Raw genomic sequence first — 23,361 nt, 5'->3', positions numbered from 1 at the left:
ACGGCTTGCGCTTTACACCGCGTTGGACCGACATCTGCTTTCAGGAAAACCCTCGTGCGGGCCTTCATCCACAGCCTTCTCATATCCCAAAAAGGCGCCACTGCCGTTGAATATGGGTTGATCCTCTCCCTGATCGTGCTGGCGCTCGTCACAGGCGTATCGCACCTTGGTTCATCGACGACCCGTACCTGGAATGAAGTATCGAACGAAGTGACCAGCCATTAACCACCATTTTTTTACAACTGGGCCCCAGATTAGGGATTTGGAAATCAATCCGCCGTATCGATAGCCTGCTTGCTGACCCCATTCAGTGGCCGGGTGTGATTGATACCAAGGAATTGAGGAGACATCCTATGAAGACCCTTCGCAAGTTGTTCAAGAACGACAAGGGCGCGACCGCCATCGAATATGGCCTGATCGCAGCCCTGATCGCCGTCGCCGCCATCGCCGGCATGAGCGCCATTGGCGGAAGCCTCGGCAACACGTTTAACAACGTGTCGGACGAGCTCGAGACGCCAGCCGCATCCTGACGAATTATCAGTTTACTGAGGCTGTTTCGACGACTCCCTCATAAGAACGGGTGGCGACCATTTGGTTGCCACCCGTTTTTGTTTATTCAATCCAGCGCTCAGTAGGTCACGATCTTGACCCGACTGCCTGTGGACAAGGCAGTGTTGGACGATAACCCATTGAGCACCAGGAACCGCTCGACCTTGTAATCGTCGAACGCCATGCGGCTGGAGAGTGCCTGGACGGTATCGCCCTGACGCACCGTCACCAGTTGCAAGCGACGCGGCTTGATCGCCGCCGCCTCCTTGTCCGTCATGCGCGTCACGGAGTTGATCAGCGTGGAGAGCGATCCCAGTCCCCGCCCCGCCGGCGTGACCGTAATGAAGTGATAGGCTGTCGACGGGCCGAACTGATAGGCAACCACCGTCACGTCGAGCCGTGTCCCCTGGCTGTTGGCCATGCTGGCCGAGCCCGACGCGACCGGCAGGTCGTTGATGGTGGTGCGCTGGACGCGAATGTCCGGCGCCTGCCCTTGCCCAGCCAGCTGATTGAAGACCGACTGGACATAGCCGTCGAGATTGCCATTAAACTGCGCCATCGAGAATTGCGCCTGGCCGGATTGGCCGACAACCGCCACGGCGCTGGCGCCGTTCTGGATCGAGAAACCCTGGGGCGCCGTGAACTTGAGCTTCATCACCGGATGCAGGAACTGATTGCCCTGCACGATCCCGTCCTTGGGATCGTCACCATAAATCATGCCGCCCAGCTGATTGAAGAATATGTCGCGGTTGCGCAGCGTGTTGGTGGAGCGGGTCGCCTGCGCATTGGTGAGCGCGCGGCGCACGCGGGAGGCGGGATCGGGGTGTGTGCTGGCCCATTCGGGCACCGCCGTACCCTGACCGCGCACCTGCCCGTCCAGCGTGTTCTGTGCCGCCAGCGAGGCGAGCATGGATGACAGCGCCTTGGGGTCGTAGCCCGCGCTCGCGAGATAGCGGATGCCAAGATCGTCCGCCTCATATTCCTGCGACCGGGAAAATTTGAGTGTCAGCAATTGCGTGCCCGTGCCGATGCCGCGTTGCAGGAGCTGGCCCAGCCCTGAATCGCCCGCGACAGCGCCAACCAGCACCTGCCCCAGCACGCCGAGGATCGAGTTGCGCGTGGCTGCGCTCTGGCGGCGCTGGCCGTGCTGGGCTGCGACGTGGCCGACTTCGTGGCCAAGGACGCCCGCCAGCTCGGCTTCGTCATTCATGAGCGCCAGCAACTGGCGGGTCACATAGACATAGCCGCCGGGGATCGCGAACGCGTTATTCACCGATGAATTGAGCAGGCTGATCGTAAAATCATTCTGCTGGTTCGACAGGCTCGACTGAACCGCGATGCGCTTGCCGACGCTGGTCACATAGGTGGCCTGCGGACCATTATAGACCCCGCCAAATTCCGCCAGAAGCTCCGGGTGTGCCTTGGCGCCCTGCTGGCGCTCGGACTGGCTCATCGAGGTCGCCGTGCGGATACCGCCCTGCTGTGCCTCGCTCGATTGCGTGGTTGCGCAGCCTGCCACGAGGGCGCCGCTCAACCACAGCATCAGATATTTGCGGCCCATAGCCTCCCCTTCTCATTCAGGTCTATTTTGCGACGAACCGAAAATAGACAGACGTTGAGGGAATGCAAATCGCCTTGGGCTGTTCCCGTTGTCAGGCGCCCATGGCCAGAAACTTCTGTGCTCGCTGCGTGCGCAGCGCATTCGAATCTTCGCTGGCGAGGGCACCAAGCTCTTCCAGAATTGCGCCCTTGAGGCTTGCGATAGCCGAGTCGGGCGCCCGATGAGCACCGCCCACCGGCTCCGGAACGATCCGGTCGATCACCCCCAGGCTGGCGAGCTGCTGCGCGGTGACCTGCATCGCCTGCGCCGCGTCTGCCGCCTTGTCCGCGGTCCGCCAGAGGATGGAGGCACAACCCTCAGGCGAGATCACAGAATAGATCGCATGTTCAAACATCAGCACGCGATTGGCAGACGCCAGCGCCACGGCGCCGCCCGATCCGCCCTCGCCGACCACGGCCGCCACCAGCGGCACGCCGAGCGTGAGGCAGGCCTCGGTCGCACGCGCGATTGCCTCGGCCTGACCGCGTTCTTCGGCCTGCACACCCGGAAAGGCGCCTGAGGTGTCGACCAGCGTTACCACGGGCAGGCCAAAACGATCGGCCAGTTGCATCAGCCGGATCGCCTTGCGATAGCCATCCGGCATCCCCATGCCGAAATTATGCTTCACCCGGCTGGCGGTATCATTGCCCTTCTCATGGCCGATCAGCATCACCTTGCGGCCCTCGATGGTCGCAAAGCCGCCCTGAATGGCCTGATCGTCGGCAAAGGCGCGGTCGCCAGCCAGCGGCATGAAGTCGCTGCACATGCCCTCGACGAAATCGCGGAAGTGCGGCCGCTGGGCATGGCGCGCGACCTGCGTCTTCTGCCAGGGCGTCAACCGCGCGTAGAGATCCCCGAGCATCGCCGTCGAGCGCTGCTGCAGCTTTTCGACCTCCGCATCGATATCGATGGAATCATTGTCGGCCGTCTCGCGCAATTCGTCGATCCGGGCCTGGAGTGCCGCTACCGGCTTCTCAAAGTCGAGATAACTGATCATGCTCGCGCGCTATACGCCGCGTCGCTTGAGGTCAACGAGCGGATGGCGTGCGTTAACGAGCGCGACCAGTCGCGCGGCGTCGACATGGGTGTAAATCTGCGTCGTGGTGATGTCGGCATGGCCCAGCATGGCCTGCAATGCGCGCAGGTCTGCACCCCCTTCCAGCAAATGGGTCGCGAAGGCATGACGCAGGACATGCGGGCTGACCCGCGCCGGATCGATACCAGCCTCGGCGGCCAAAGCGCGCACCAGCTGGAAGAGGCGCACGCGGCTCAAATAGGATTTGCCTGATGGGAAGAGCCAGGCACTGTCCTCCGGCACATGCGCCCGCCAAGCGGCCACGGCCGCGCGCGCCCGGTCGGAGATCGGCACGAGCCGCTCGCGCCCGCCCTTACCCCGCAGGATGAGAAAGGGGCGATCGGTCGCCATGGCCTTGGCGGGCAACGAAACCAGTTCGGTCGCACGCAGCCCGGAACCGTAGAGCAACTCGATCAGCGCCGCGAGCCGTAGGTCGAGCGGATTGACCGGCACGCGCGCAATCCGTTCGGCGATGACCGCAAAAATCGCATCGACATCCTGATGAGACAGTATTTTGGGGAGCGGACGCTGCAGGCTGGGCCTTGCCAGACTCGCGGCGGGATTGTCAGCCCGGACCGCCTCTGCCTCTAGAAAAGCGAAGAAACCTCGTAGCGCCGAAAGTTTGCGCGCGACCGTCGATGTCGCGAGATCCCGCCATGATGCAGCCAGCGAGGTGAGCCGGGTAGCGTCCGCATCTGCCAACCCCTGGCAGCGCGCCGCAGCGTCTTCGAGATCGGTTCGATAGGCGAGCAATGTGTTGCGTGAGGCGCCGCGCTCGGCCGCCATCATGGTGAGATAGCGGCTGATCAGCGTGGCATCGCGCGAACCGACGGCCGACTCGCGCTCGTCCGCACCGGCCATCAGAGCCGGGCCATCGCCTCGGCGCCGATCATCCGCGCATAAGCCTCAAGACCGACAGCGTTTAGGCTCGATATGATGTAATAGAGCTGCTCGGGCGTCATGTTGCGCCAATTGAGGCTCTGCATCCCGACGCCCGCCAGCAACGCTACCGTGCCCTGTTCCCGGCGTGCCGCCGCCGCAACGATTGCCCGGACCCATGGACGCCGCGAGGACAGGTTGACCCCGGCATCCTGCAAAAGCTGCGCCCGCTCGCCCGCAGGCAGGCGATTGAGCCCACCCAGCACGGCGACGAGACTATGACCACGCAACTTGTCTTCTGCCTCATCGGCGTCGACAAAGGCGGCGATACGGTTTGCGGACAGGTCCACCGCCGCATCGGGCAGGCCAGTCGCCAACAGGGCCCAGCTGCGCTGCTGTGCGTCACCGTCCAGTCCCTCGAGCACGCTGCGCCAGCGCGCGGCGCTCCGATCATAGCCGCCCGCAAGCATGGCAGCGATCAGCCAGGGCGTATCCTCGCCTGCTTCAGCGTAGACCGGCAGCGCCGCAGCCGCGCGCGCGACAGCGGGCAAGGCGCCATAGTAAACGCCGCCCGGCCCGGCACTCCAGCCACCTGACGGCTGGGCCTGCCAGAAATCGCGCATCGCGGAAATTCGCGTGCCGGTATCGCCTGAGCCATAGGCCGTCCGCAGCCAGTCGACGCGATCATTCGCGGCAGCCTCGGCGGACTCGTCCTCGGCCAAGGCAGCGAAGAAGCCCAATGTTGCCGCGCCCGAGAAGACGCCCAGCTGCGAGGCGACTCCGACACCCGCCAGACGATCCATCGGCGACAGATTGGCCGCGCGAGCCTGCCAGGCGAGCACCTGCGGCCCGGCCGTCTGGAACAAAGCTGGTGGAATGGCGACATTGGTTGCCGTGGCCAGGCCATAGCGCCATGTCGTGAGCTGACTCACGCCATCCCACTCGATCTTCACCGAGCGGCGGCTGTTCGGCCCGGCGCCGACAACCTTTTCGGCAAGCCTGTAGTCGATGCCGCGGGCGATGCCGCGCCGCTGTGCTTGGCTGAGCAATGCGCTCGCCGTGCCTTGATCTGCCGAGAAAGAGGCGCAGATGGCCTGCGCCATGAACCAGCCCGGCTCGTCGCTCATATCCCGCGCGCGTGGCAGCAGCGGGCAGAAGCCGGCGGGATCAGCGGTAGCAAGTTGCACCTGCATCGCCACGGAATAGAGCCGGCGGCTATACTGATCGGCATCGACCTGCTGGATCAGCAGGCGCGCATTATCCGCCTCGCCCATGCGCAGCAGCAGCCATGCGCGCTCGGCGGCCCAGTCCGCGCCGTTGATATCCGACGGCGTGGTGAGCTGGGAGAGCAGCGCGCGACGCATCAAAATGCTTGCCCAGCGAGACATGACCGGCGCGCGCATCGTGCGCATTACGCCGGCAAGGGCCTGCCCATTGCGTTGCCCGAAGGCGCTTTCGCCCAAGCCGCCCTGCGCCACCTTGAGCGGGCCGATCCGGTCGAGAGACCGGCGTGCGGACGGCGGCAGATCGTATTTCTCGGCGATTTCGTCGGCTGCCGTCTCGTTCACCGCCTCGTCGGCCGCCATGGCATTGGCGGCGCGGTCGACGACGGCGCCGGGCGGCAGCAGCGGCGTGGGCGCCGGTGCGGCCGGCCGCGTGGGCTGCGGTGTCGCCGGCTGCGGCCCGCTGGGCGACGGCGTCGGCGCGGCATCGCCAAATCCGGGCGGCAGCAGCGATTCAGGGCCGCTCTGCGCCAGTACGGGAATGCTGAGCGCCAGCGCGCTCATCCCCGCCAGCAAGCCAATCTGTCTGCCTCGCACTGCCCTGCCCTAACCGGCAAGTTGCTCGGCGGAAACCGGCAGCTCGATCTCGGTGACGGGTCGTTCGGCGCCGTTCCACCAGGAGAGCACGAGGAGCAGCACGATGACGACCAACAGAATGACGCCGATCAGCGACAGCGGATTACGCGGACGGCGTGAGCGATAGGACTGTTGATAAGGGTCGCGGCGGCTGAGTTTCATGATGGGGGATCGGGCCTTACCGTTGCAGTGACATATGCCTGATGGCGTTCGAACGCCGTTGCCTCAGACGTTGGCGGCTGTATAGCCGCGCAGATCATGGGGCGAAACGATAAATATCGCGAAGAGGCCATCGCAGGGGCATCCGCAGGACCATCCATCGTCCTGGTGGGCCTGATGGGCGTGGGAAAGTCCACCATCGGCCGCCGCCTCGCAGCCCGGCTCAACCTGCCCTTTGTCGATGCCGACGACGAGATCGAGCGGGCGGCCGGGATGACCATTCAGGAAATCTTCGACACCTATGGCGAGCCGGCCTTTCGCGATGGCGAGCGGCGCGTGATCGCTCGGCTGATCGACGGCGTGCCCAAGGTTGTCGCCACCGGTGGCGGCGCTTTCGTCAATGACGAGACACGGGCGCTGATCCTCGCGCACGCCACGGCCGTCTGGCTGGATGCGGATATCGACATTCTCGTCGACCGCGTTTCCCGGCGCGATGGCCGCCCCCTGCTGAAGGACCGTGAGCCGCGCGAAGTGCTCAAGAGCCTCGCTGCGGCGCGCACGCCCTTTTACCAGCAAGCCCCCATCCACATCAAAAGCTCGGACTCGCCGCATGAGGCGACCATCGACAAGATCGTGAAAGCGCTCAACCCATGACCACCGTCCCCGTTTCCCTTGGCGAGCGCAGCTATGATGTCCGCATCGAAGCCGGGCTGATGGAGCGCGCGGGCGAGGCGCTGACGCCCTTTGCCAGCAGCCGACCCTTTCTGGTCGTGACGGACGCGCATGTCGCTTCGGCTCAATGGCCCCGCCTTGCCGCCGCGCTGGAGCGGGCTGGACTGGCGGCCGAGTTGGTGACGCTTCCGGCGGGCGAATCCACCAAGAGCTGGCAGCATCTCGAAGCCCTGACCGACCGGATGATCGCCCATGGCATAGAACGGCGGGACCATGTGATTGCACTGGGCGGCGGAGTGATCGGCGATCTGGTCGGTTTCGCGGCATCCATCGTCAAGCGGGGCTGCAACTTCGTGCAGATCCCGACCACATTGCTCTCGCAGGTGGATAGCTCAGTCGGCGGCAAGACGGCGATCAACAGCCGGGCAGGCAAGAACCTGCTCGGCGCATTCCATCAGCCATCACTCGTGCTGATCGACCCCGACACCCTCGATACGCTGGGCCCGCGCGAAGTGCGCGCCGGCTATGCCGAGGTGGTGAAGTACGGCCTGATCGACGATGCCGAGTTTTTCGCGTGGTGCGAGGCGAACGGCACGGCGCTGATGGCTGGCGATCCGGATGCCCGCGCCCACGCCATTGCCCGCAGCGTCGCCGCCAAGGCCGCAATCGTCGCCGAGGATGAGCGCGAGACCAGCGGTCGCCGGGCGCTCCTCAACCTTGGCCACACCTTTGGCCATGCGCTTGAGGCGGAAACCGGCTTTTCGGATCGGCTGCTCCATGGCGAGGGTGTCGCGGCGGGTATGGCACTGGCCTTTGGATACTCCGTGCGGCGCGGCGAATGCCCGCCCGAGGATGCAGAGCGGGTCGTCGCGCATCTGCGCGCGGTCGGCCTGCCCGCCTCGCTGGCGGATGCGGGTGTCTCCGCTTCTGGTGCGCGGCTCGTCGAGCATATGCTGCATGACAAGAAGATGAGCAGCGGCACCCTGCCCTTCCTGCTCGCCCGTGGTATCGGCAAGACCTATCTCGCCAAGGATGTCGATCTGGCGGACGTTGCCGCCTATCTCGACGGCGCCTGAAACAGGCAGATCGCCTCAGTCAGCGCGCGCGAGTTGCCAGGCCAACCAGAGCCATCCCAGGATCATCACCACGCCGCCAATCGGCGTGATTGCGCCGAGCCAGCGCGGGGCACCCAGCGCCATGGCGTAGAGCGTCGTGGCGAACAGCGCGCTCCCGCCCAGCAGCGCCCAGGATGGACCGCTGCTGACCGGCAGGCGCAGCAACGCAAGCACCGCCACGGCATGGACAAGCTGATAGACGCCGCCGGTCCGTAACCACTCCGCCGCCTGCGGGCTGCTGGCCGCATGAGCGCCGAATGCCGACGCGCCGATGGACAAGGCGGCGCTCAGCGCGGCCAGTATGCCGATCATGACGACGTCTCCTTTTGCGCGTCCCCATTTGCGCGAGCAAGGGCGGCGACCGTGGCCTCGAATGCCAGTCGCATTGAGGGGTGCCGGGCGGGATAATCTCGACCGGCTGCGAGCAAGGCGAGATCCGGCCAGTCCGGCAGGGCATCCTGCTCCCCGGCCAGATAGCCCCGCCATGCCTCGCTCACCGACTCGATGGTTGCCCGATCAGCGCCGACAGCTTGCGCGGCGAGAATGGCCGAGGCGGCCTGCCCCAGCGCGCAAGCCTTGGCATCCACCCCGAAGGCGGTGATGCGGCCGGCCTCATCCACCCGCAAGCTGACCGAGACACGACTGCCGCAGGTCGGCGAGCGCCGCTCCTCGACGAAATCAGCCTGCTCGAGCGGCGGATAGGCGGAAATGCCGGCAGCGCGACGCAGCACATCCATGCTGTAGAGCGCGCTGCTCATGCCCCGGTGCCTTCACTGCGCGGCATTGCTGTCCTCGCCACTCGCGTTGCTACTCTCAGCGCCATCATCCTCAAGAATACCGAGCAGGCCGCCGCGCCGGCTGTTCTCCGCCATCCAACCACTCATCGCCGCGCCGCTCGCGCTCAGGAGCGGATAAGACCGGGACAACCGCATCCAGTCCGGCCGATTGGTCTGCACGCCGTAGATGGCATCATAACCGATCGTGAAGAGCACGAAGGCGATGGTCGCCACCAACAGGCCCTTGATGGCGCCGAAGCCAAGGCCCAGCGTCCGGTCGAACAGGCCGAGTAGCGAGGTCTTGGTCTTGTCGCCGATCCAGCGGGCTAGCAGCGTGCCTAGCATGAAGACGACGCCGAACACCGCGACGAATGCCAGCAGCGCCGCCACATATTCCGCCCCCACGATGGTATCGAGCAGAGCGGTGAAGGGCGCGTGGAACAGCCGCACCGCGACGATGGCGCCAATCAGCGCCGCAAGCGATAGCGATTCGGTCACGAAACCGCGCAGGAAGCCCCGCACGGCCAGGCCACCGATGAGCAGAAGAACGGCAAAATCCAGCACGGTCATGCCGGCTGGCTAGTCCCGCCCAAGCAGATGGTCAACAAGATCGCCGAGCCGGCGGAATCCGGTCGTCGAAATGCCGCTGGCTTGCGCCGCGCTGGATGCCGGCAACAAGGCACGCCCGAAGCCGAGCTTGGCGGCTTCTCGCAGGCGCAGCGCACTATGGGCGACCGGACGTAACTCGCCGGACAGCGCGATTTCCCCGAGCATCACCGCATCATGCGGCACGGGTTTTTCGGAAAGCGCCGAGATCAGGGCAGCAGCGACGGCAAGGTCGGCGGCAGGGTCCTGCAAGCGGTAACCGCCAGCGACATTGAGATAGACCTCGCAAGTCGCGAAGCTCAAGCCGCAGCGGGCTTCGAGCACGGCCAGCACCATGGCCAGCCGGCCGCTGTCCCAGCCGACCACGGCCCGGCGCGGGGTCGCGCCGCTGGCCAGTCGCACCGTCAGCGCCTGCACTTCCACCAGAACCGGCCGCGTACCTTCAAGCGCGGGGAAGACTGCCGTGCCCGCCACGCGCTCCTCACGGTCGGTCAGAAACAGCGCCGAGGGATTGCCGACTTCCTGCAGTCCCTCCTCGACCATTGCGAACACGCCGATCTCGTCCGTGCCGCCAAAGCGGTTCTTGATCGCGCGAAGGATACGATATTGGTGGCTGCGCTCCCCCTCGAAGCTGAGCACGGTGTCCACCATATGCTCCAGCACGCGCGGCCCGGCGATGGTGCCATCCTTGGTGACATGGCCAACCAGAATGAGCGCCGTCCCGCCGCGCTTGGCGAAGCGAATCAACTCCTGAGCGCTCGCCCGCACCTGACTGACCGTGCCCGGCGCGCCTTCGATCAGGTCGCTGTGCATGGTCTGGATCGAATCGATGATGAGCAGATCGGGCTCTTCCCGCTGCCCCAATGTCGTCAGAATATCCCGCACGGAGGTGGCGCTGGCGAGATGCACCGGCGCATCGCCCAGCCCCAGCCGCCGGGCGCGCAGCCTGACCTGATCGGCAGCTTCCTCGCCACTCACATAAACGACATGCCGCCCGGCCTTGGCCATCCGCGCCGCAGCTTGAAGCAGCAGGGTAGATTTGCCGATGCCCGGATCGCCGCCGATCAGACTTGCGGACCCCGCCACCAGCCCGCCGCCGACTGCGCGGTCGAATTCCGGCAGGCCAGTGTTCATCCGCTCGGGCAGAGCGATATCCGCATCGAGCCCAATCAGATTAATCGCCTGCCCGCCGGCCTGCAGATCGTGCTTGGCCGAGAACGCCGTGGGCGGCGCTTCCTCGATCAGACTGTTCCATTCTCCGCAGTCATCGCACTGCCCTTGCCAGCGGGACGCCACCGCCCCGCAGGCCTGGCACACATATCGACGTTTCACTTTCGCCATGCGCCCTCTTAGCAGAACGAAGAGGGAACGCCAGAGGCGAGATCAGCTCTTCATGAGGATCTGTTCGATCTCGTCGACCGGATGGCTGGTGAGCGTCTTGCCGATTTCGCCGGCGAGCCGATCCTTGAGCGTCTTGTGATAATGGCGGCGCATCTCACCCAGGGTGATCGGCGCTGCGACAATGACGAGCTGATCAAACGATCCCTCCATGGCGCGCTTGTTGAGCAGCGCGACCGCATCCGCTGCGAAGCGGTCTTCCGCCTGCTGCTTGAAGTCGGTTTCTTCCATCGCACTGCGATCCTGGCTGTTGGGTGCCGAAGCGAAGCTGCGCCCCGGCCGATCGGTCGAAAGATCCTGATCCTGCTCGGATTTCTGCTCCACCGCCTCTTCGACCTGAAGGTTGAGAAACTCCTCGTCGCCAGCATTACGGAACAGCAGCATCTTGCTGCCATCGACCACCATCACGAGCGCGTCATGAGCAACTTTCATCATCATCCTCCAAGATTGCGATATAAGTTGAATGGCTGAGCTGGCGCGGAGTTGCCTTTTTCTTGGCCATGGGGTTGCCTTGCGGCCGATAAGGCCAAATCTACGGCGCAATGATCAAGGTCGCTTCCTACAACATCCGCAAAGCCGTCGGTACCGATCGGCGCCGCATGCCAGAGCGCATCATCGATGTGCTGAACGAACTGGATGCCGATGTGATTGCTCTGCAGGAAGCCGACCGCCGCTTCGGCATCCGTCATGCGGTGCTGCCGGATCGCCTGCTGGAGATGCATTCGGATTATCGCGCCATCGAGTTGCCGACGCGAGTCGAGAGCATGGGCTGGCACGGCAATGCGCTCCTGGTTCGGCGCGACCAGAGCCATGCCGATGCCAGCGTGATCCATCTCCCCTGCCTGGAGCCGCGCGGCGCTGTGATGGCCTGTATCGAGATCAAGGGCATTCGCCTGCGGACGGTGGGGATGCACCTCGACCTCTCCGGCCTCTGGCGGCGGCGGCAGGCTGCGGCGGTTCAGCATCATGTCGATATGGTAGATGTCCAGCATCCCGCCGATGCGACCATCCTGATGGGCGACACGAACGAGTGGACCGCCAATCGCGGGTGCCTGCAGGATTTCTCGCGCCACTATGACATCGCGCCATGCGGCCGCAGTTTCCACGCCCGCCGCCAGATTGCGGAACTCGACCGGATCATGTGGCGGGGCGGCCTGACGCTGACCGACAGCGGCGTCCATTCCTCCGTGCTGGCCCGGCGCGCGTCCGATCATCTGCCGGTCTGGGCCACGTTCGACCTTCGCTGATTTGCGGATAATCCGTGCAACGGCTCGACAAGCCGGCCGTAGCGCGCCAATCTGCGCTCATGCGGGAGAAGGAACTGAGGCTGGCGCTGGTCTGCTATGGTGGAGTCAGCCTCGCCGTCTACATGCACGGGGTCACCAAGGAGATCTGGCATCTGGCGCAGGCCAGCCGGGATTTCCGCAGCGGTCGGCCGGGCAATCTTGTTTATCAGCGCATTCTGGAGACCTGCCTTGCAGAGACCGGCCTGCGAGTGCGGATTCTGCCGGACATCATTGCCGGGGCCAGTGCGGGCGGGATCAACGGCGTGTATCTGGCGCAGGCCATAGAAAGCGGTCAGTCGCTCGACCCGCTGACCGAACTGTGGCTGCGCTGCGCCGATGTCGACATCTTGCTCGATCCGGACGCGCGCCCGCTCTCGCGCTTCACCAAATTCTGGGCCGCGCCGCTGCTCTGGCTGCTGCTGCGCCGCCGCAATGATACGGTGTCCCGCACCGTGGCGCCGGAAACGCGCTCGGAGGTGCGGCGCAAACTCTCCAACTTCATCCGGGCGCGCTGGTTCGCGCCTCCCTTCGGCGGCAAGGGGTTTACCGAGCTGCTGCTCAATGCCTTCGATGCGATGGAAAAAGCGCGCGAGACAGCGCCGGAGAAGAGCGGAGGATCGCTGCTGCCCCGCGGCCATCCGCTGGACCTGTTCGTCACTGCCACGGATTTCACCGGCCATGAGGAACGGCTGCGGCTCAACAGCCCACCGGAAATCAGCGAGACCGAGCACCGGCTTACGATTGGCTTCCATGCCCGGGGTGGGCAACCGCGCACCCTCGCCGACCCTGCCGAACTCGCCTTCGCGGCGCGCGCGACGGCTAGCTTTCCGGGCGCCTTTCCGCCGTTCACGGCTCGGGAAATGGACAAGGTGCTCGCCGACCGCGACCGCGCCTGGCCCGGTCGCGATGCGTTTTTGCGCCGTGTGCTCCCCGGCCACAGCGCCACCGGCGATGCGGAGGATGCCGTGCTGATCGACGGATCGGTGCTGGCCAATGCGCCCTTTGCGCAGGCAATCGATGCGCTCAAGAATCGCCCAGCGCGGCGGACGGTCGACCGGCGCTTTGTGTTCATCGAGCCCACGCCCAGCGCGCCCGGCTTTCGCCTCACCTCCCCTCCCCACCATGCCCAGAATGGTGAGCGCCCTGTCCCGGGCTTCTTCCGCACGATCTTCGGCGCGGTCAGCGATATTCCGCGCGAACAGCCGATCCGGGACAATCTGGAAGCCATAGGCGCGCGCTCCAGCCGCATTCACCGGATGCTGGAAATCACCGAGCGCTTGCGGCCGGACATCGAACGAACCGTGGACCAGACCGTCGGCCTCAGCCTACTGCTCAGCCGGCCCTCGCCGCGCCGTCTGGCGCATCTGCGCGCGAGGCTGCAGCAAAAGGCCTCGCGGGCGGCGGGCTTTGCCTATCCCGCTTATGGCTATCTCAAATATGCCGGCATCATCGATGAACTGGCCGATCTGCTCAGTCAACTCCGCGATGCCCCTGGCATGGCCGCGCGCGACAGTCTGCGGGAGCCGCTGCGTGCGCAGCTCCATGCGGCGGGCGTGGACCAGATGGACCCCGGATCGGGCGATGGCGCGAGCGCGGCGCTCATTCTGTTCTATCGCAATCACGACATTGCGTTCCGCATCCGCCGGCTGCGCTTCCTCGCCCGGCGCCTCGTCCAGCTCCGTGAGCAGGCTGTGGAAGGCGAGAGCGAGGACGATGAGGGCAATGGCGCCGCCCTCTCCGTCATGCAGGATATGCTCTACGAAGCCATCGGCCTTTATGCCGAACGTCAGACGCCGGCATGGTTTGGCGCGGGCACACGCGAAGCCCTGCGGCCGCACGGCGATAACCTGATGGCGTCCCTTGCGATCATCGCGGAAGCGCGGGGCTTGCGGGATCTGGACCAGCAGATCGACGCGCGCTTTGCGGCCGCTTGTGTGGCGCTGCCGGCCGAAGATCGGCGCACCTTGCTCAAGGCCTATCTTGGCTTCCCATATTACGACATCGCGACCTTCCCGCTTCTGCAAGGCGAGGGCCTGGATGAGTACGACCCGATCAAGGTGGATCGGATATCTCCCGAAGATGCCGTGGCGATCCGCAAGGGCGGCGCACCGGCGACGCTGCGCGGCATCGAGTTCAACTGCTTCGGTGCGTTCTTCAGCCGTGCCTATCGGGAGAACGACTATTTGTGGGGTCGGCTCCATGGGGCTGATCGGCTGATCGACATTCTGCTTTCCACTATGCCGCCGGAGATCGCCGCCGATGATGCGCGCAAGGCGGCCTGGAAGCGCGCGGCGTTCGAGGCGATTCTGGATGAGGAAGAGCCCCGGCTGACCCTCATCCCGGGCCAGATCGCGACGATCCGCGCCCAGATCGCTCAGATCGGCGCCTAGCGCTTGATCAGCGTCACCTGCGAGACATCGATGCTGCGTCCGGCAAAACCGCCTTCGCAATACATGAGATAGTAGCGCCACATGTCCACGAACCGCGCATCGAACCGGGCGGGCAAACGACCTGCATCCACCACTGCGTCAAAGCGCGCGCGCCACTGTCGCAGTGTCCACGCATAATCGAGGCCGAAGCGCGTCTGGTCTGCCCATTCCAGCCCTTCGCGCTGGGCAAGATCGCGAAAGCGCCGCTCGGCAATCAGGCAACCGCCGGGGAAGATGTAGCGCTGGATGAAGTCGGCCCGCGCGGCATAGGCCGGGAAAATCTCGTCATCGATGCTGATATACTGGATGGCCGCGCGCCCGCCGGGCTTGAGCAGCCGGGCAATGCAGGCGAGATAAGTCGGCCAATAGCGCTCCCCGACAGCCTCCACCATTTCCACGCTGGCAATCGCATCGAACGGGCCGGCACAGTCGCGATAATCCTGCAGCAGGACCTGAGCCCGGTCCTGCGCGCCCAATCCATCGATCCGGCCCCGGACGATCTGCTGCTGCTCAGTGGAGAGCGTAAGACCGGTGTAGCCGATATCGGCCCGCGCCAACGCACGCTCGGCCAGTCCGCCCCAGCCACACCCAATTTCAAGCAGTTGCTGACCATTTTTAAGATCGAGCCTCGTCAGAAGCTCGTCGATCTTGCGAATCTGCGCGGCTTCCAGCGTCTCACGCGGATGCGCCGGGCGCGCGCTGGAGTAGGTCAGCGTCTCGTCCAGCCACAGCCGGTAGAAATCATTGCCGAGATCATAATGCTCGGCAATGTTGCGCCGCGCGCCGCGCCGGCTGTTATGCCGCCGCGCCAGCTTCCAGCGGCCCATCAGGCGCGGCAGGCCAGTCGAGCGCGCGGACTTCCCCAGCGAACGGGCATTGGCGCCGAACAGGGCGAACAGCGCAATCGGATCGGGGCTCGACCAGTCCCCATCCGCCCAGGCGCGATACCAGCCGGTCGAGCCGGAGGCCGCCAGCCGGATCAAGGCCCGCCAATTGGCAAGGTGGACGATCGCGGCAAAGCCCTGCTTGCGCCCGCCGAGTAAGCGCACCGATCCATCCGGCAGATGCAGTTCGAGTGATCCACGCATCAGACCCCGGTCGACCCTCACGAGCATCGGCTGGAACAGCCGGGTCGGCAAAGCCCGCCAGAAACGCCCACCCACCTGCGCGCCGGCCCGGCGCATCATGGCGCGCTGGCGGCTGGCTTTGGGATTGTGAATGGTCATGCGCCCATATGAGCGCATTCCTCCCGCAAAGACAACCGGGCCGCGCTCAGCCTTTGACGCGGGCATAAGCGGCGAGCGCCCGCTCTCGTGCGGCGCGATGCTCAATCAGTTTAGCCGGATATTGTACGGGCCTTGCGCCTGCGGCATCCGGATCGTGGACCGCCCCGTCCTTCACATGCGCCAGCTCCGGCACCCAGCGCCGGATATAGGCAGCCGCGTCGAACTTCTCGGACTGGGTGAGCGGCGCCATGATCCGCACGAACATGTTGGAATCGATCCCGGTCCCCGCGACCCACTGCCAGTTGACAGCATTGTTGCCGTAATCGGCGTCGACCAGCGTATCCCAGAACCAGCGCTCCCCTTCGCGCCAGTCGAGGAGCAGATGCTTAATGAGGAAGCTCGCCGCGATCATCCGCACCCGGTTATGCATCCAGCCGGTCTGCCAGAGCTGGCGCATCCCGGCGTCGACGATCGGGTAGCCGGTGCGCCCCTCCTGCCAGGCCTTGAGGTCGTCCACCGCCTCATGGCCCGAGCGCCACGGAAAGGCATCGAGCTGCGCGCGACCGTTGCGGCTGCCATAATCGCTTATCTGCGCGATGACATTCTGGGCATAATCACGCCAGCCCAGTTCACGCAGATAGACCTCGCTGGCGCCATCCTCTCGATCGAGTGCGTGCCACAGCGTTGCCGGCGAAATCTCGCCGAAATGCAGATGCGGCGACAAGCGCGAGGAGCCCTCTATTGAGGGCAGATTGCGGCCTTCGTCATAGTCACCGACATGGTCAATAAAGGCATCGAGCCGATCGTGGGCGCCTGCTTCGCCAGGTGACCAGTCATGCGCGAACCCGCCCGCCCAATTAGGCGAAGTCGGCAGCAAGGCCCAGTTTTCGAGTTGATCGCTCACCGGCCATTTTTGGGGAGCAGGAACGGTATCAGGCGCCGGCACGGGCTGAGCCGGCGGCATGACCTCTCGCAGCGCACGCCAGAAGGGCGTGAAGATCTTGTAGGGGCCGCCGCTGCCCGTGGTCACGGCGCCCGGCGGCATGAGGTAATTGCCATCGTGCAATATCAGTTCGTGAGAGCGCGCAACCGCCTTCTCTGCCTGGCGCCACCAGGGCTCATAATGGTGCAAAGCATGGATGCGGGTGGCGCCGGTCTCCGCGGCCAGCGCAGCAAGAACCGCCTCGGTCTTGCCCCGGCGCAGGATCAGCCGCGATCCGCGTGCGCGCAGGGCGGCGTCGAGACTCTCGATACTATGATGCAACCACCAGCGCGAGGCGCCGCCCATGGCCCGGTGCCGCGCCGTCTCATCATCGAGAATATAGACCGGGATCGCCGGCCCGTCCGCACACGCCTGCGTGAGCGCGGCCTGATCGGTCAGTCGCAGATCCCGCCGGAACCATAAAATGCTCGGTGCCGACATCGCTCTACCGCACTGCTTGCGCAGGCACCTGCACGGAAAAGCTCGCGCTGGCGCCGCGCCCCTCAAAGCGCTGGTCGGAGATCAGCAGGTCGCCATTCTCCGTCCGCCGCGCGACCGGCATCCGCGACCAGAACAGGAAAGCCCGCGCATCCTCATCGCGCTGCCGCGCCCGCTCGACGCCGGGATCGTCCATGCCGGTCGGCATCCCTTCCGCTGCGCCTGCATCGGCTTCAAGCCCGGTGGCGAGGCTGTAGGGAAAGCCGCCGAAGCGCCCGTCCCCGCGCCAAAGCATTTCGCGCGACCAGGGTGCGAACGGACGCGGATTGGCGACCACCAGGTCCGGCTCGCGGCCTTGGGCGCGCAGCCATGCGGCGGCTTTCGCCTCCGCTGATCCGGTGATCAGTCCGTTGACGAAGATATAGGCGCAGGCGGCCGTCGCGATGATCCGCGCGCGATGCATCATCGGGGCAGGCCCGGTGCGCTCGCCGCGCCGTGCCCAGAGATAGCCGCCGATCAGCAGCGCCCAGAGCCAGATATCGATGATGAACAGCGTATCGCCATGGAACCACTGGTCGCTGAACGGCGAGAGCAATCTGATGCCATAGCTGTTGAGCCAGTCGAACGCGGGGTGGCTGAGCGTCCCGATCTGCGCGACGACCCACAGCCAGACTATGTTCACCGGCGGCCGCGTCTCTGGCCGTGTCCCACGCTTCGCCTGCCAGCGGTCGAACGCGACCATGATTGCGATAAGGATCAATGGTAGCACGATCATCGCGATCGGGCCGTGCGTCAGCCCGCGCCGCAGCGCCAGCGCCTGTGTCCCCAGCAACGTGCAGGTCGCATCGATATCCGGGATGTTCGCCGCGATGATAATCGTCGGCATGGCAAGGCCGGAGGTGCGCTTGAGCCCGATCTGGCCCAGCACGGCGCCCACCATGCTGTGTGTGAGATTGTCCATGCCCCCTGTCTTCACGACCCCACCGCTGCAGGTCAAGTTGCCCGAGAGGGCGGGAACGGATCAGGGGCGCGGCCGAAATCACGAAAAAAGGCGCGGACTTAGCCCGCGCCTTCTCACGTCTTCTCAGCCTTACGCGGCTTAGTAGCGATAGTGATCCGGCTTGAACGGCCCCTCGGGCGTCACGCCGATATAAGCGGCCTGCTTCTCGGTCAGCTTGGAGAGCTTCACGCCCAGCTTCTCGAGGTGGAGCGCTGCGACCTTCTCATCGAGATGCTTGGGCAGAACATAGACGTCGTTCTTGTAGGCATCGCTCTTGGTCCACAGCTCGATCTGCGCCAGCACCTGGTTGGTGAAGCTGGAGGACATAACGAAGCTCGGGTGACCGGTCGCGCAGCCCAGGTTCACCAGACGGCCCTTGGCGAGCATGATGATCTTCTTGCCATCGGGGAACTCGACCTCGTCGACCTGCGGCTTGATCTCGGTCCACTTCATGTTGCTGAGCGCCGCGATCTGGATCTCGCTGTCGAAGTGGCCGATGTTGCAGACGATGGCCATGTTCTTCATCGCGCGCATGTGGTCGAGTGTGATGATGTCCTCATTGCCGGTCGCCGTCACGAAGATGTCGGCACGGGTGGCCGCTTCTTCCATGGTCACGACTTCATAGCCTTCCATCGCGGCCTGCAGGGCGCAGATCGGGTCGATCTCGGTCACCAGCACGCGAGCGCCGCCATTGCGGAGCGAGGCCGCCGAGCCCTTGCCGACATCGCCGAAGCCGGCGACGCAGGCGACCTTGCCGGCCAGCATCACGTCCGTGGCGCGGCGGATGGCATCGACCAGCGACTCCTTGCAGCCATAGAGATTGTCGAACTTGGACTTGGTGACGCTATCGTTCACGTTGATCGCCGGGAAAGGCAGCTTGCCCTTCTTGGCCAGCTCATAGAGCCGGTGGACGCCGGTGGTCGTCTCTTCGGACACGCCCTTGATCGCCGCGACGGTCTTGGTGAGATAGCCGGGACGCTCGGCGAGGAAGCGCTTGAGGGTCGCGACGAAGATCGTCTCTTCCTCGTTGGACGGCGCGAACAGCTCTTCACCGGCCTCGACACGGGCGCCCCACAGCGCGAACATTGTCGCGTCGCCGCCATCGTCCAGGATCATGTTGCAGGTCGTGTCCTGACCCCAATCGAAGATCTTGATGACATAGTCCCAATATTCCTCGAGCGTCTCGCCCTTGATGGCGAACACGGGGATGCCCCGCTCGGCGATCGCGGCGGCGGCATGGTCCTGGGTCGAGAAGATGTTGCAGGTGGCCCAGCGCAGCTCTGCGCCCAGCTCAGCCAGCGTCTCGATGAGCACAGCGGTCTGGATCGTCATGTGCAGCGAGCCGGTGATCCGCGCGCCCTTGAGCGGCTTGGATGCACCGAATTCCTCGCGCAGCGCCATCAGGCCCGGCATTTCGGTCTCGGCGATCTCGATCTCCTTGCGGCCGAAGCCAGCGAGGGAGATGTCCTTTACGATATAGTCCTGGGCCACGGTCGCCACTGATCATTCTCCTGATTGCCTGAGCCGGGGCCGCTACGCACGCCACCGGTAACACCGCGGCGCCTTACCAAGGCTATCGCTCCCTCGCAAATATAAAGATATCTTTATGTGATTGGGGTCGGGCGGAAGGGATGAAGGAAGCCAGCCTGCCGTGTCAGGCGTGTCCCATATTGCCGGTCAGCATCGCGGGATCGATGCCTTCGAGCGAAAACGCCCCGGCCCAGCGGTTCTCCGGCGCCATCGAGAACAGCCGATAAGGCTGCGCCTTGCTGAGATACCAGCCCGGCGCGGCCAGCTCCGTTTCCAGCTGTCCCGCGCTCCACCCGGCATAGCCCAAGGCGACCAACCAGCGGGCCGGCCCGCCGCCCGAAGCAACGGCGTGCAGCACCTCCATCGACCCGGTGAGCGCAATCTCGTCATCGATGGGGTGGCTGTCCGCCGTCATCCAGTCCCGACTGTGCAGCACAAAGCCGCGGCGCGGTTCGACAGGCCCGCCTTGCAGCACCGGCTCATCGCCCACCGACTGCGCGTCGATGCTTAACGAGCCAAGCAGAGCATGCAGTCCCATGCCCTCCATCGGCTCGTGCAGCGCGATGCCCAGGGCGCCGCCCTCGTCATGCACGCACAGGAGAATGACTGCGCGCTCGAACCGCGCGTCCGGCATATCCGGCATGGCCAGCAACAATTTGCCGGCGAGGGAGAGTCTCGGTTGCGCGGGCGCGCTCATGCGATGGGCCTCCTGAGCGCGACCATGCCTTGTTGGGGAGCATGCGTCCACCCCGCAGGCGCTTGACCCGTCCGGCTGAGCGGCCATCGTACCGCAGAGCCGCCCGGCCCCGCACAGCATCGACCTTGACAGGCGCAGGCCGAACACCGACTTGCTCGCTGCGCGCTGGTTCACCAGCCGAGCCCTTTCCCCCAGAACAGGAGACACCGATGACGATCAAAGTTGGCGACACGCTGCCCGAAACGACCTTCGTCAAGATGACCGAAAACGGCCCCGAACCGGTTGACAGCAAGAATTATTTTGCTGGCCGCAAGGTCGCGCTCTTCTCCGTTCCGGGCGCCTTCACGCCTACCTGCTCGGCCAAGCACCTGCCGGGCTATATCGAGAAGGAAAGCGACCTCAAGGCCAAGGGCGTCGACGAGATCGCCTGCACCGCCGTCAACGATCCGTTCGTCATGGGCGCGTGGGGCAAGGCCTCGTCGGCTGACGGCAAGGTGACAATGCTCGCAGATGGCAATGGCAGCTTCGCCGAAGCCGTCGGCCTCACCATGGACGGCAGCAAATTCGGTCTCGGCACGCGCGGCCAGCGCTTCTCGATGCTGGTCAATGATGGCGTGGTCGAGCAGCTCCATGTCGAAGCGCCGGGCGAATTCCGCGTTTCCAGCGCCGATTTCATGCTCGAGCAGCTCTAAGACCATAGCAAACGGGGCGGTGGCGCAAGTCGCTGCTGCCCCGCACCCCGCCCCTCTTCCGCCTGTCATACAGGCCAGCTATGAAGGGGCATGAACCAAGCTTCCAGCACCCACATCGTCGAAGCGCTGATCGCGGGCTATGAAACCGCCACCGCCAATCTGCGCGAGGCCATTTTCGCTTATGCCAAGGATGGCACCGTGCCTTCCGCCCGCTCGGTGGCGGACCGGGATTTCTGCTATCCCTCGCTGATCATCGATTATCATCAGACCAATGACGGCGTGCCGAGCCGCCGCTCCTTCGCGCGCCTCTCTCGCCCCGGCCATTATGTGACGACGATCACCCGGCCGCAGATGTTCGCGCGCTATCTGACCGAACAGCTCGATCTGCTGATGGCCGATTATGAGGTGGAAGTCAGCGTCGGCCGGAGCGATCAGGCAATCCCGTTCCCCTATGTGCTGGATTCGCTGCCCGCCGGCACACTTGCTGCGATCCCGCCCAGCGAATTGGCGCGCCATTTCCCGTCGACGGAGCTCGCGCAGATCGGCGATGAGGTGGCGGACGGGCTGCTGCTGCCCGGCCCATCAGGCGAGCGTCCGCTGGCGCTGTTCGACGCCCTGCGCACGGATTTCAGTCTGGCGCGTCTGCGGCATTATACCGGCACGCCGCCCGAGCACGTCCAGCGCTACATTCTGTTCACCAACTATCACCGCTATGTCGATGAGTTCGTGCGCTGGGGCTGCACCGAACTCAAGCGACCCGGCACGCGTTTCACGGCGCTTTCCGGTGCCGGGGGCGTCGAGGTCACCGCCGACACCGCCAATCCGGAAAGCGCGATCGCTGACAGCGCCTGGCGGCGTCACCAAATGCCGGCCTACCACTTGATCGCCCCGGACGGCACGGGGATCACGCTCGTCAACATCGGCGTCGGCCCCGCCAACGCGAAGACCATCTGCGATCATCTCGCCGTGTTGCGGCCCGAGGCATGGCTGATGATCGGCCACTGCGGCGGCCTGCGTCCCAGCCAGCGGATCGGCGACTATGTGCTGGCCCATGCCTATCTGCGCGACGACCATGTGCTCGATGAAATGCTGCCGCCGGAAATCCCGGTGCCGGCGATTGCCGAGGTGCAGGTGGCGATGGCCGAGGCGTGCGAGCATATTCTGGGCGCCAGCGGCGACATGAAGCGCCGCCTGCGCACCGGCACCATCGTGACGACGGACGACCGCAACTGGGAGCTGCGCTACTCCCGCTCGGCCCTGCGCTTCTCCCTCTCGCGCGCGGTGGGCGTGGATATGGAGAGCGCGACCATCGCCGCCCAAGGATATCGCTTCCGGGTGCCCTATGGCACGTTGCTATGCGTCTCCGACAAGCCGATCCATGGCGAGCTCAAGCTGCCGGGCCAGGCCAATCGTTTCTACGAGGAAGCCATAGCGGGCCACCTCGCCATCGGCATCGAGACCTGCGAACGCCTGCGCCAGCAGGGCGACCGCCTGCACAGCCGCAAGCTGCGCGCCTTCAACGAGCCGCCCTTTCGCTGACGGCGCGAAGGGACGTCAGGCCGGGCTCTCCTCCGCCAGCCGGCCGGCGACGCAAAGCCGATCGCGGCCCCCGCGCTTGGCCTCATACAGCGCATCGTCCGCCCGGCGCAGGAATGTCGTGCGCCCCTCCGCCTCCGCAAGCGTGGCCGCGCCGATGCTGGCGGTGACCGCCAGCGTGTCGCCATTGGGCAAATCGATGCTGTGGTCGCGCAACTGCCGCAGCAGCCGGTGCCCCAGCCGCGCCGCATCTTCCAGGCTGCTGTCCGGCGTGATGACGACAAACTCTTCGCCGCCATAGCGCACCACGATGTCGTTCAGGCGCACCTGGCTCTGGATCAGCGAACTCACGTGACGCAACACCTGATCTCCGACCAGATGCCCATAGAAATCATTGACGCCTTTGAAATGGTCCAGATCGATCATCAGCGTGGAAAGGGGCAGTCCCGAGCGGCGGGACCGACTGATCTCTTCGTCCAGCCTTGTGTCGAGATAGCGCCGGTTGAACGTGCCGGTGAGCGGATCGCGCACCACATCGCGCTCCAGTATGGCGATGCGCACGAGATCCTGCGTGGTCAATGCGGAGAGCCGGGCGACGGCGAGCACGAAGAACCCGCCCGCCAGCAGAATCAGACTGCCAAGCAAATCCGTTGGCTCCGACACCGTGGCAAAGCGGCTGCTGCCGTACACGACATAGGCCATGATGAAGCCGACGACCAACCAGCGAAGGCGATTCCAGCGGCGGTACAAATCGCCACCTTTGAGGGCCTTGAGGATCGAATGGATCGAGGGAAGGGACGATGCGAGCAAGCCAATGCCGGCCGAGACGATTAACAGGAGAAGCCAGACCATATGCC

Annotated in this window: 24 protein-coding genes; 8 read left to right on the top strand and 16 right to left on the bottom strand. The window is 65.0% G+C overall.

Going from position 1 to position 23,361, the window contains the following annotated elements; all coding sequences use genetic code 11:
- Nucleotides 1-54: 54 nt before the first annotated feature.
- Nucleotides 55-225 carry a Flp family type IVb pilin gene (locus tag M2339_RS05745; RefSeq protein ID WP_264587251.1) on the top strand — a complete coding sequence of 57 codons (171 nt, stop codon included), beginning with the start codon at nucleotides 55-57 and terminating at the stop codon, nucleotides 223-225.
- A 128-nt stretch (nucleotides 226-353) separates the two neighbouring features.
- Nucleotides 354-530, top strand: coding sequence for a Flp family type IVb pilin (locus M2339_RS05740; RefSeq protein ID WP_181559709.1), 177 nt, complete (start codon nucleotides 354-356; stop codon nucleotides 528-530).
- Between the two features lie 98 nt (nucleotides 531-628).
- Here the strand turns inward: M2339_RS05740 and M2339_RS05735 are convergent, their stop codons facing one another.
- The 5 genes from M2339_RS05735 to M2339_RS05715 form a co-directional block, all read right to left on the bottom strand.
- On the bottom strand, nucleotides 629-2,110 hold the full coding sequence (locus tag M2339_RS05735) for a M48 family metalloprotease (RefSeq protein ID WP_264587252.1): 1,482 nt from the start codon (nucleotides 2,108-2,110) through the stop codon (nucleotides 629-631).
- 91 nt (nucleotides 2,111-2,201) lie between these two features.
- The gene (locus M2339_RS05730) at nucleotides 2,202-3,146 is read right to left on the bottom strand and encodes an acetyl-CoA carboxylase carboxyltransferase subunit alpha (RefSeq protein WP_264587253.1); all 945 of its coding nucleotides are present in this window, start codon (nucleotides 3,144-3,146) and stop codon (nucleotides 2,202-2,204) included.
- Between the two features lie 9 nt (nucleotides 3,147-3,155).
- Nucleotides 3,156-4,085 (bottom strand): tyrosine recombinase, encoded by a 930-nt coding sequence (locus tag M2339_RS05725; RefSeq protein WP_264587254.1) that lies wholly within the window; start codon nucleotides 4,083-4,085, stop codon nucleotides 3,156-3,158.
- Nucleotides 4,085-5,890, bottom strand: a complete 1,806-nt coding sequence (locus M2339_RS05720; protein WP_264588352.1) for a hypothetical protein — start codon at nucleotides 5,888-5,890, stop codon at nucleotides 4,085-4,087. Before M2339_RS05720 ends, M2339_RS05725 begins: the two co-directional genes overlap by 1 nt.
- Nucleotides 5,891-5,932: 42 nt before the next feature.
- On the bottom strand, nucleotides 5,933-6,124 hold the full coding sequence (locus tag M2339_RS05715; protein WP_181559713.1) for a hypothetical protein: 192 nt from the start codon (nucleotides 6,122-6,124) through the stop codon (nucleotides 5,933-5,935).
- A gap of 96 nt (nucleotides 6,125-6,220) precedes the next feature.
- Between M2339_RS05715 and M2339_RS05710 the strand changes: the two genes are divergently transcribed.
- Together M2339_RS05710 and aroB are read left to right on the top strand one after the other, a co-directional pair.
- Nucleotides 6,221-6,775 carry a shikimate kinase gene (locus M2339_RS05710; RefSeq protein ID WP_264587255.1) on the top strand — a complete coding sequence of 185 codons (555 nt, stop codon included), beginning with the start codon at nucleotides 6,221-6,223 and terminating at the stop codon, nucleotides 6,773-6,775.
- Nucleotides 6,772-7,869, top strand: a complete 1,098-nt coding sequence (gene aroB / locus M2339_RS05705) for a 3-dehydroquinate synthase (protein ID WP_264587256.1) — start codon at nucleotides 6,772-6,774, stop codon at nucleotides 7,867-7,869. The genes M2339_RS05710 and aroB overlap by 4 nt, the downstream gene beginning before the upstream one ends.
- Nucleotides 7,870-7,884: 15 nt before the next feature.
- Here the strand turns inward: aroB and M2339_RS05700 are convergent, their stop codons facing one another.
- From M2339_RS05700 to M2339_RS05680, 5 genes are read right to left on the bottom strand one after another with little or no spacing between them, the layout of a single operon-like run.
- On the bottom strand, nucleotides 7,885-8,220 hold the full coding sequence (locus M2339_RS05700; RefSeq protein ID WP_264587257.1) for a DUF423 domain-containing protein: 336 nt from the start codon (nucleotides 8,218-8,220) through the stop codon (nucleotides 7,885-7,887).
- Entirely contained in the window at nucleotides 8,217-8,666 is a 450-nt protein-coding gene (locus M2339_RS05695; RefSeq protein WP_264587258.1) for an iron-sulfur cluster assembly scaffold protein, read from the bottom strand. Before M2339_RS05695 ends, M2339_RS05700 begins: the two co-directional genes overlap by 4 nt.
- 12 nt (nucleotides 8,667-8,678) lie before the next feature.
- A complete protein-coding gene (locus M2339_RS05690) occupies nucleotides 8,679-9,254 on the bottom strand; it encodes a CvpA family protein (RefSeq protein ID WP_181559718.1) in 576 nt (191 codons plus the stop codon).
- Nucleotides 9,255-9,263: 9 nt separating this feature from the next.
- Nucleotides 9,264-10,631, bottom strand: coding sequence for a DNA repair protein RadA (gene radA / locus M2339_RS05685; RefSeq protein WP_264578933.1), 1,368 nt, complete (start codon nucleotides 10,629-10,631; stop codon nucleotides 9,264-9,266).
- 42 nt (nucleotides 10,632-10,673) lie between these two features.
- Entirely contained in the window at nucleotides 10,674-11,120 is a 447-nt protein-coding gene (locus tag M2339_RS05680; RefSeq protein ID WP_264570351.1) for a host attachment family protein, read from the bottom strand.
- A gap of 110 nt (nucleotides 11,121-11,230) precedes the next feature.
- Here M2339_RS05680 and M2339_RS05675 point away from each other — a divergent pair, with 110 nt between their 5' ends.
- A complete protein-coding gene (locus M2339_RS05675; RefSeq protein WP_181559721.1) occupies nucleotides 11,231-11,935 on the top strand; it encodes an endonuclease/exonuclease/phosphatase family protein in 705 nt (234 codons plus the stop codon).
- Nucleotides 11,936-11,994: 59 nt separating this feature from the next.
- Nucleotides 11,995-14,364, top strand: a complete 2,370-nt coding sequence (locus M2339_RS05670; protein ID WP_264588353.1) for a patatin-like protein — start codon at nucleotides 11,995-11,997, stop codon at nucleotides 14,362-14,364.
- Here the strand turns inward: M2339_RS05670 and M2339_RS05665 are convergent.
- The 5 genes from M2339_RS05665 to M2339_RS05645 form a co-directional block, all read right to left on the bottom strand.
- Entirely contained in the window at nucleotides 14,361-15,629 is a 1,269-nt protein-coding gene (locus M2339_RS05665) for a class I SAM-dependent methyltransferase (protein ID WP_413714724.1), read from the bottom strand. The genes M2339_RS05670 and M2339_RS05665 overlap by 4 nt on opposite strands.
- A gap of 46 nt (nucleotides 15,630-15,675) precedes the next feature.
- Entirely contained in the window at nucleotides 15,676-17,052 is a 1,377-nt protein-coding gene (locus M2339_RS05660; protein ID WP_264587259.1) for a cryptochrome/photolyase family protein, read from the bottom strand.
- A 4-nt stretch (nucleotides 17,053-17,056) separates the two neighbouring features.
- Nucleotides 17,057-18,010 carry a metal-dependent hydrolase gene (locus M2339_RS05655; protein WP_264587260.1) on the bottom strand — a complete coding sequence of 318 codons (954 nt, stop codon included), beginning with the start codon at nucleotides 18,008-18,010 and terminating at the stop codon, nucleotides 17,057-17,059.
- Between the two features lie 138 nt (nucleotides 18,011-18,148).
- Nucleotides 18,149-19,549, bottom strand: a complete 1,401-nt coding sequence (gene ahcY, locus M2339_RS05650; protein ID WP_264587261.1) for an adenosylhomocysteinase — start codon at nucleotides 19,547-19,549, stop codon at nucleotides 18,149-18,151.
- A 154-nt stretch (nucleotides 19,550-19,703) separates the two neighbouring features.
- Nucleotides 19,704-20,276 carry a YqgE/AlgH family protein gene (locus tag M2339_RS05645; RefSeq protein WP_181559726.1) on the bottom strand — a complete coding sequence of 191 codons (573 nt, stop codon included), beginning with the start codon at nucleotides 20,274-20,276 and terminating at the stop codon, nucleotides 19,704-19,706.
- 209 nt (nucleotides 20,277-20,485) lie between these two features.
- Between M2339_RS05645 and M2339_RS05640 the strand changes: the two genes are divergently transcribed.
- Both M2339_RS05640 and M2339_RS05635 read left to right on the top strand, forming a co-directional pair.
- A complete protein-coding gene (locus tag M2339_RS05640; RefSeq protein WP_181559727.1) occupies nucleotides 20,486-20,968 on the top strand; it encodes a peroxiredoxin in 483 nt (160 codons plus the stop codon).
- A gap of 90 nt (nucleotides 20,969-21,058) precedes the next feature.
- A complete protein-coding gene (locus M2339_RS05635; protein ID WP_181559728.1) occupies nucleotides 21,059-22,507 on the top strand; it encodes an AMP nucleosidase in 1,449 nt (482 codons plus the stop codon).
- 15 nt (nucleotides 22,508-22,522) lie between these two features.
- On the opposite strand, the gene M2339_RS05630 is transcribed toward M2339_RS05635, so the two are convergent.
- Entirely contained in the window at nucleotides 22,523-23,356 is an 834-nt protein-coding gene (locus M2339_RS05630; protein WP_264587263.1) for a GGDEF domain-containing protein, read from the bottom strand.
- Between the last annotated feature and the right edge of the window lie 5 nt (nucleotides 23,357-23,361).

The sequence above is a fragment of the Sphingobium sp. B2D3C genome (genome assembly GCF_025961835.1).
GTDB lineage: Bacteria > Pseudomonadota > Alphaproteobacteria > Sphingomonadales > Sphingomonadaceae > Sphingobium.
This window is presented reverse-complemented; position numbering and strand designations above follow the sequence as displayed.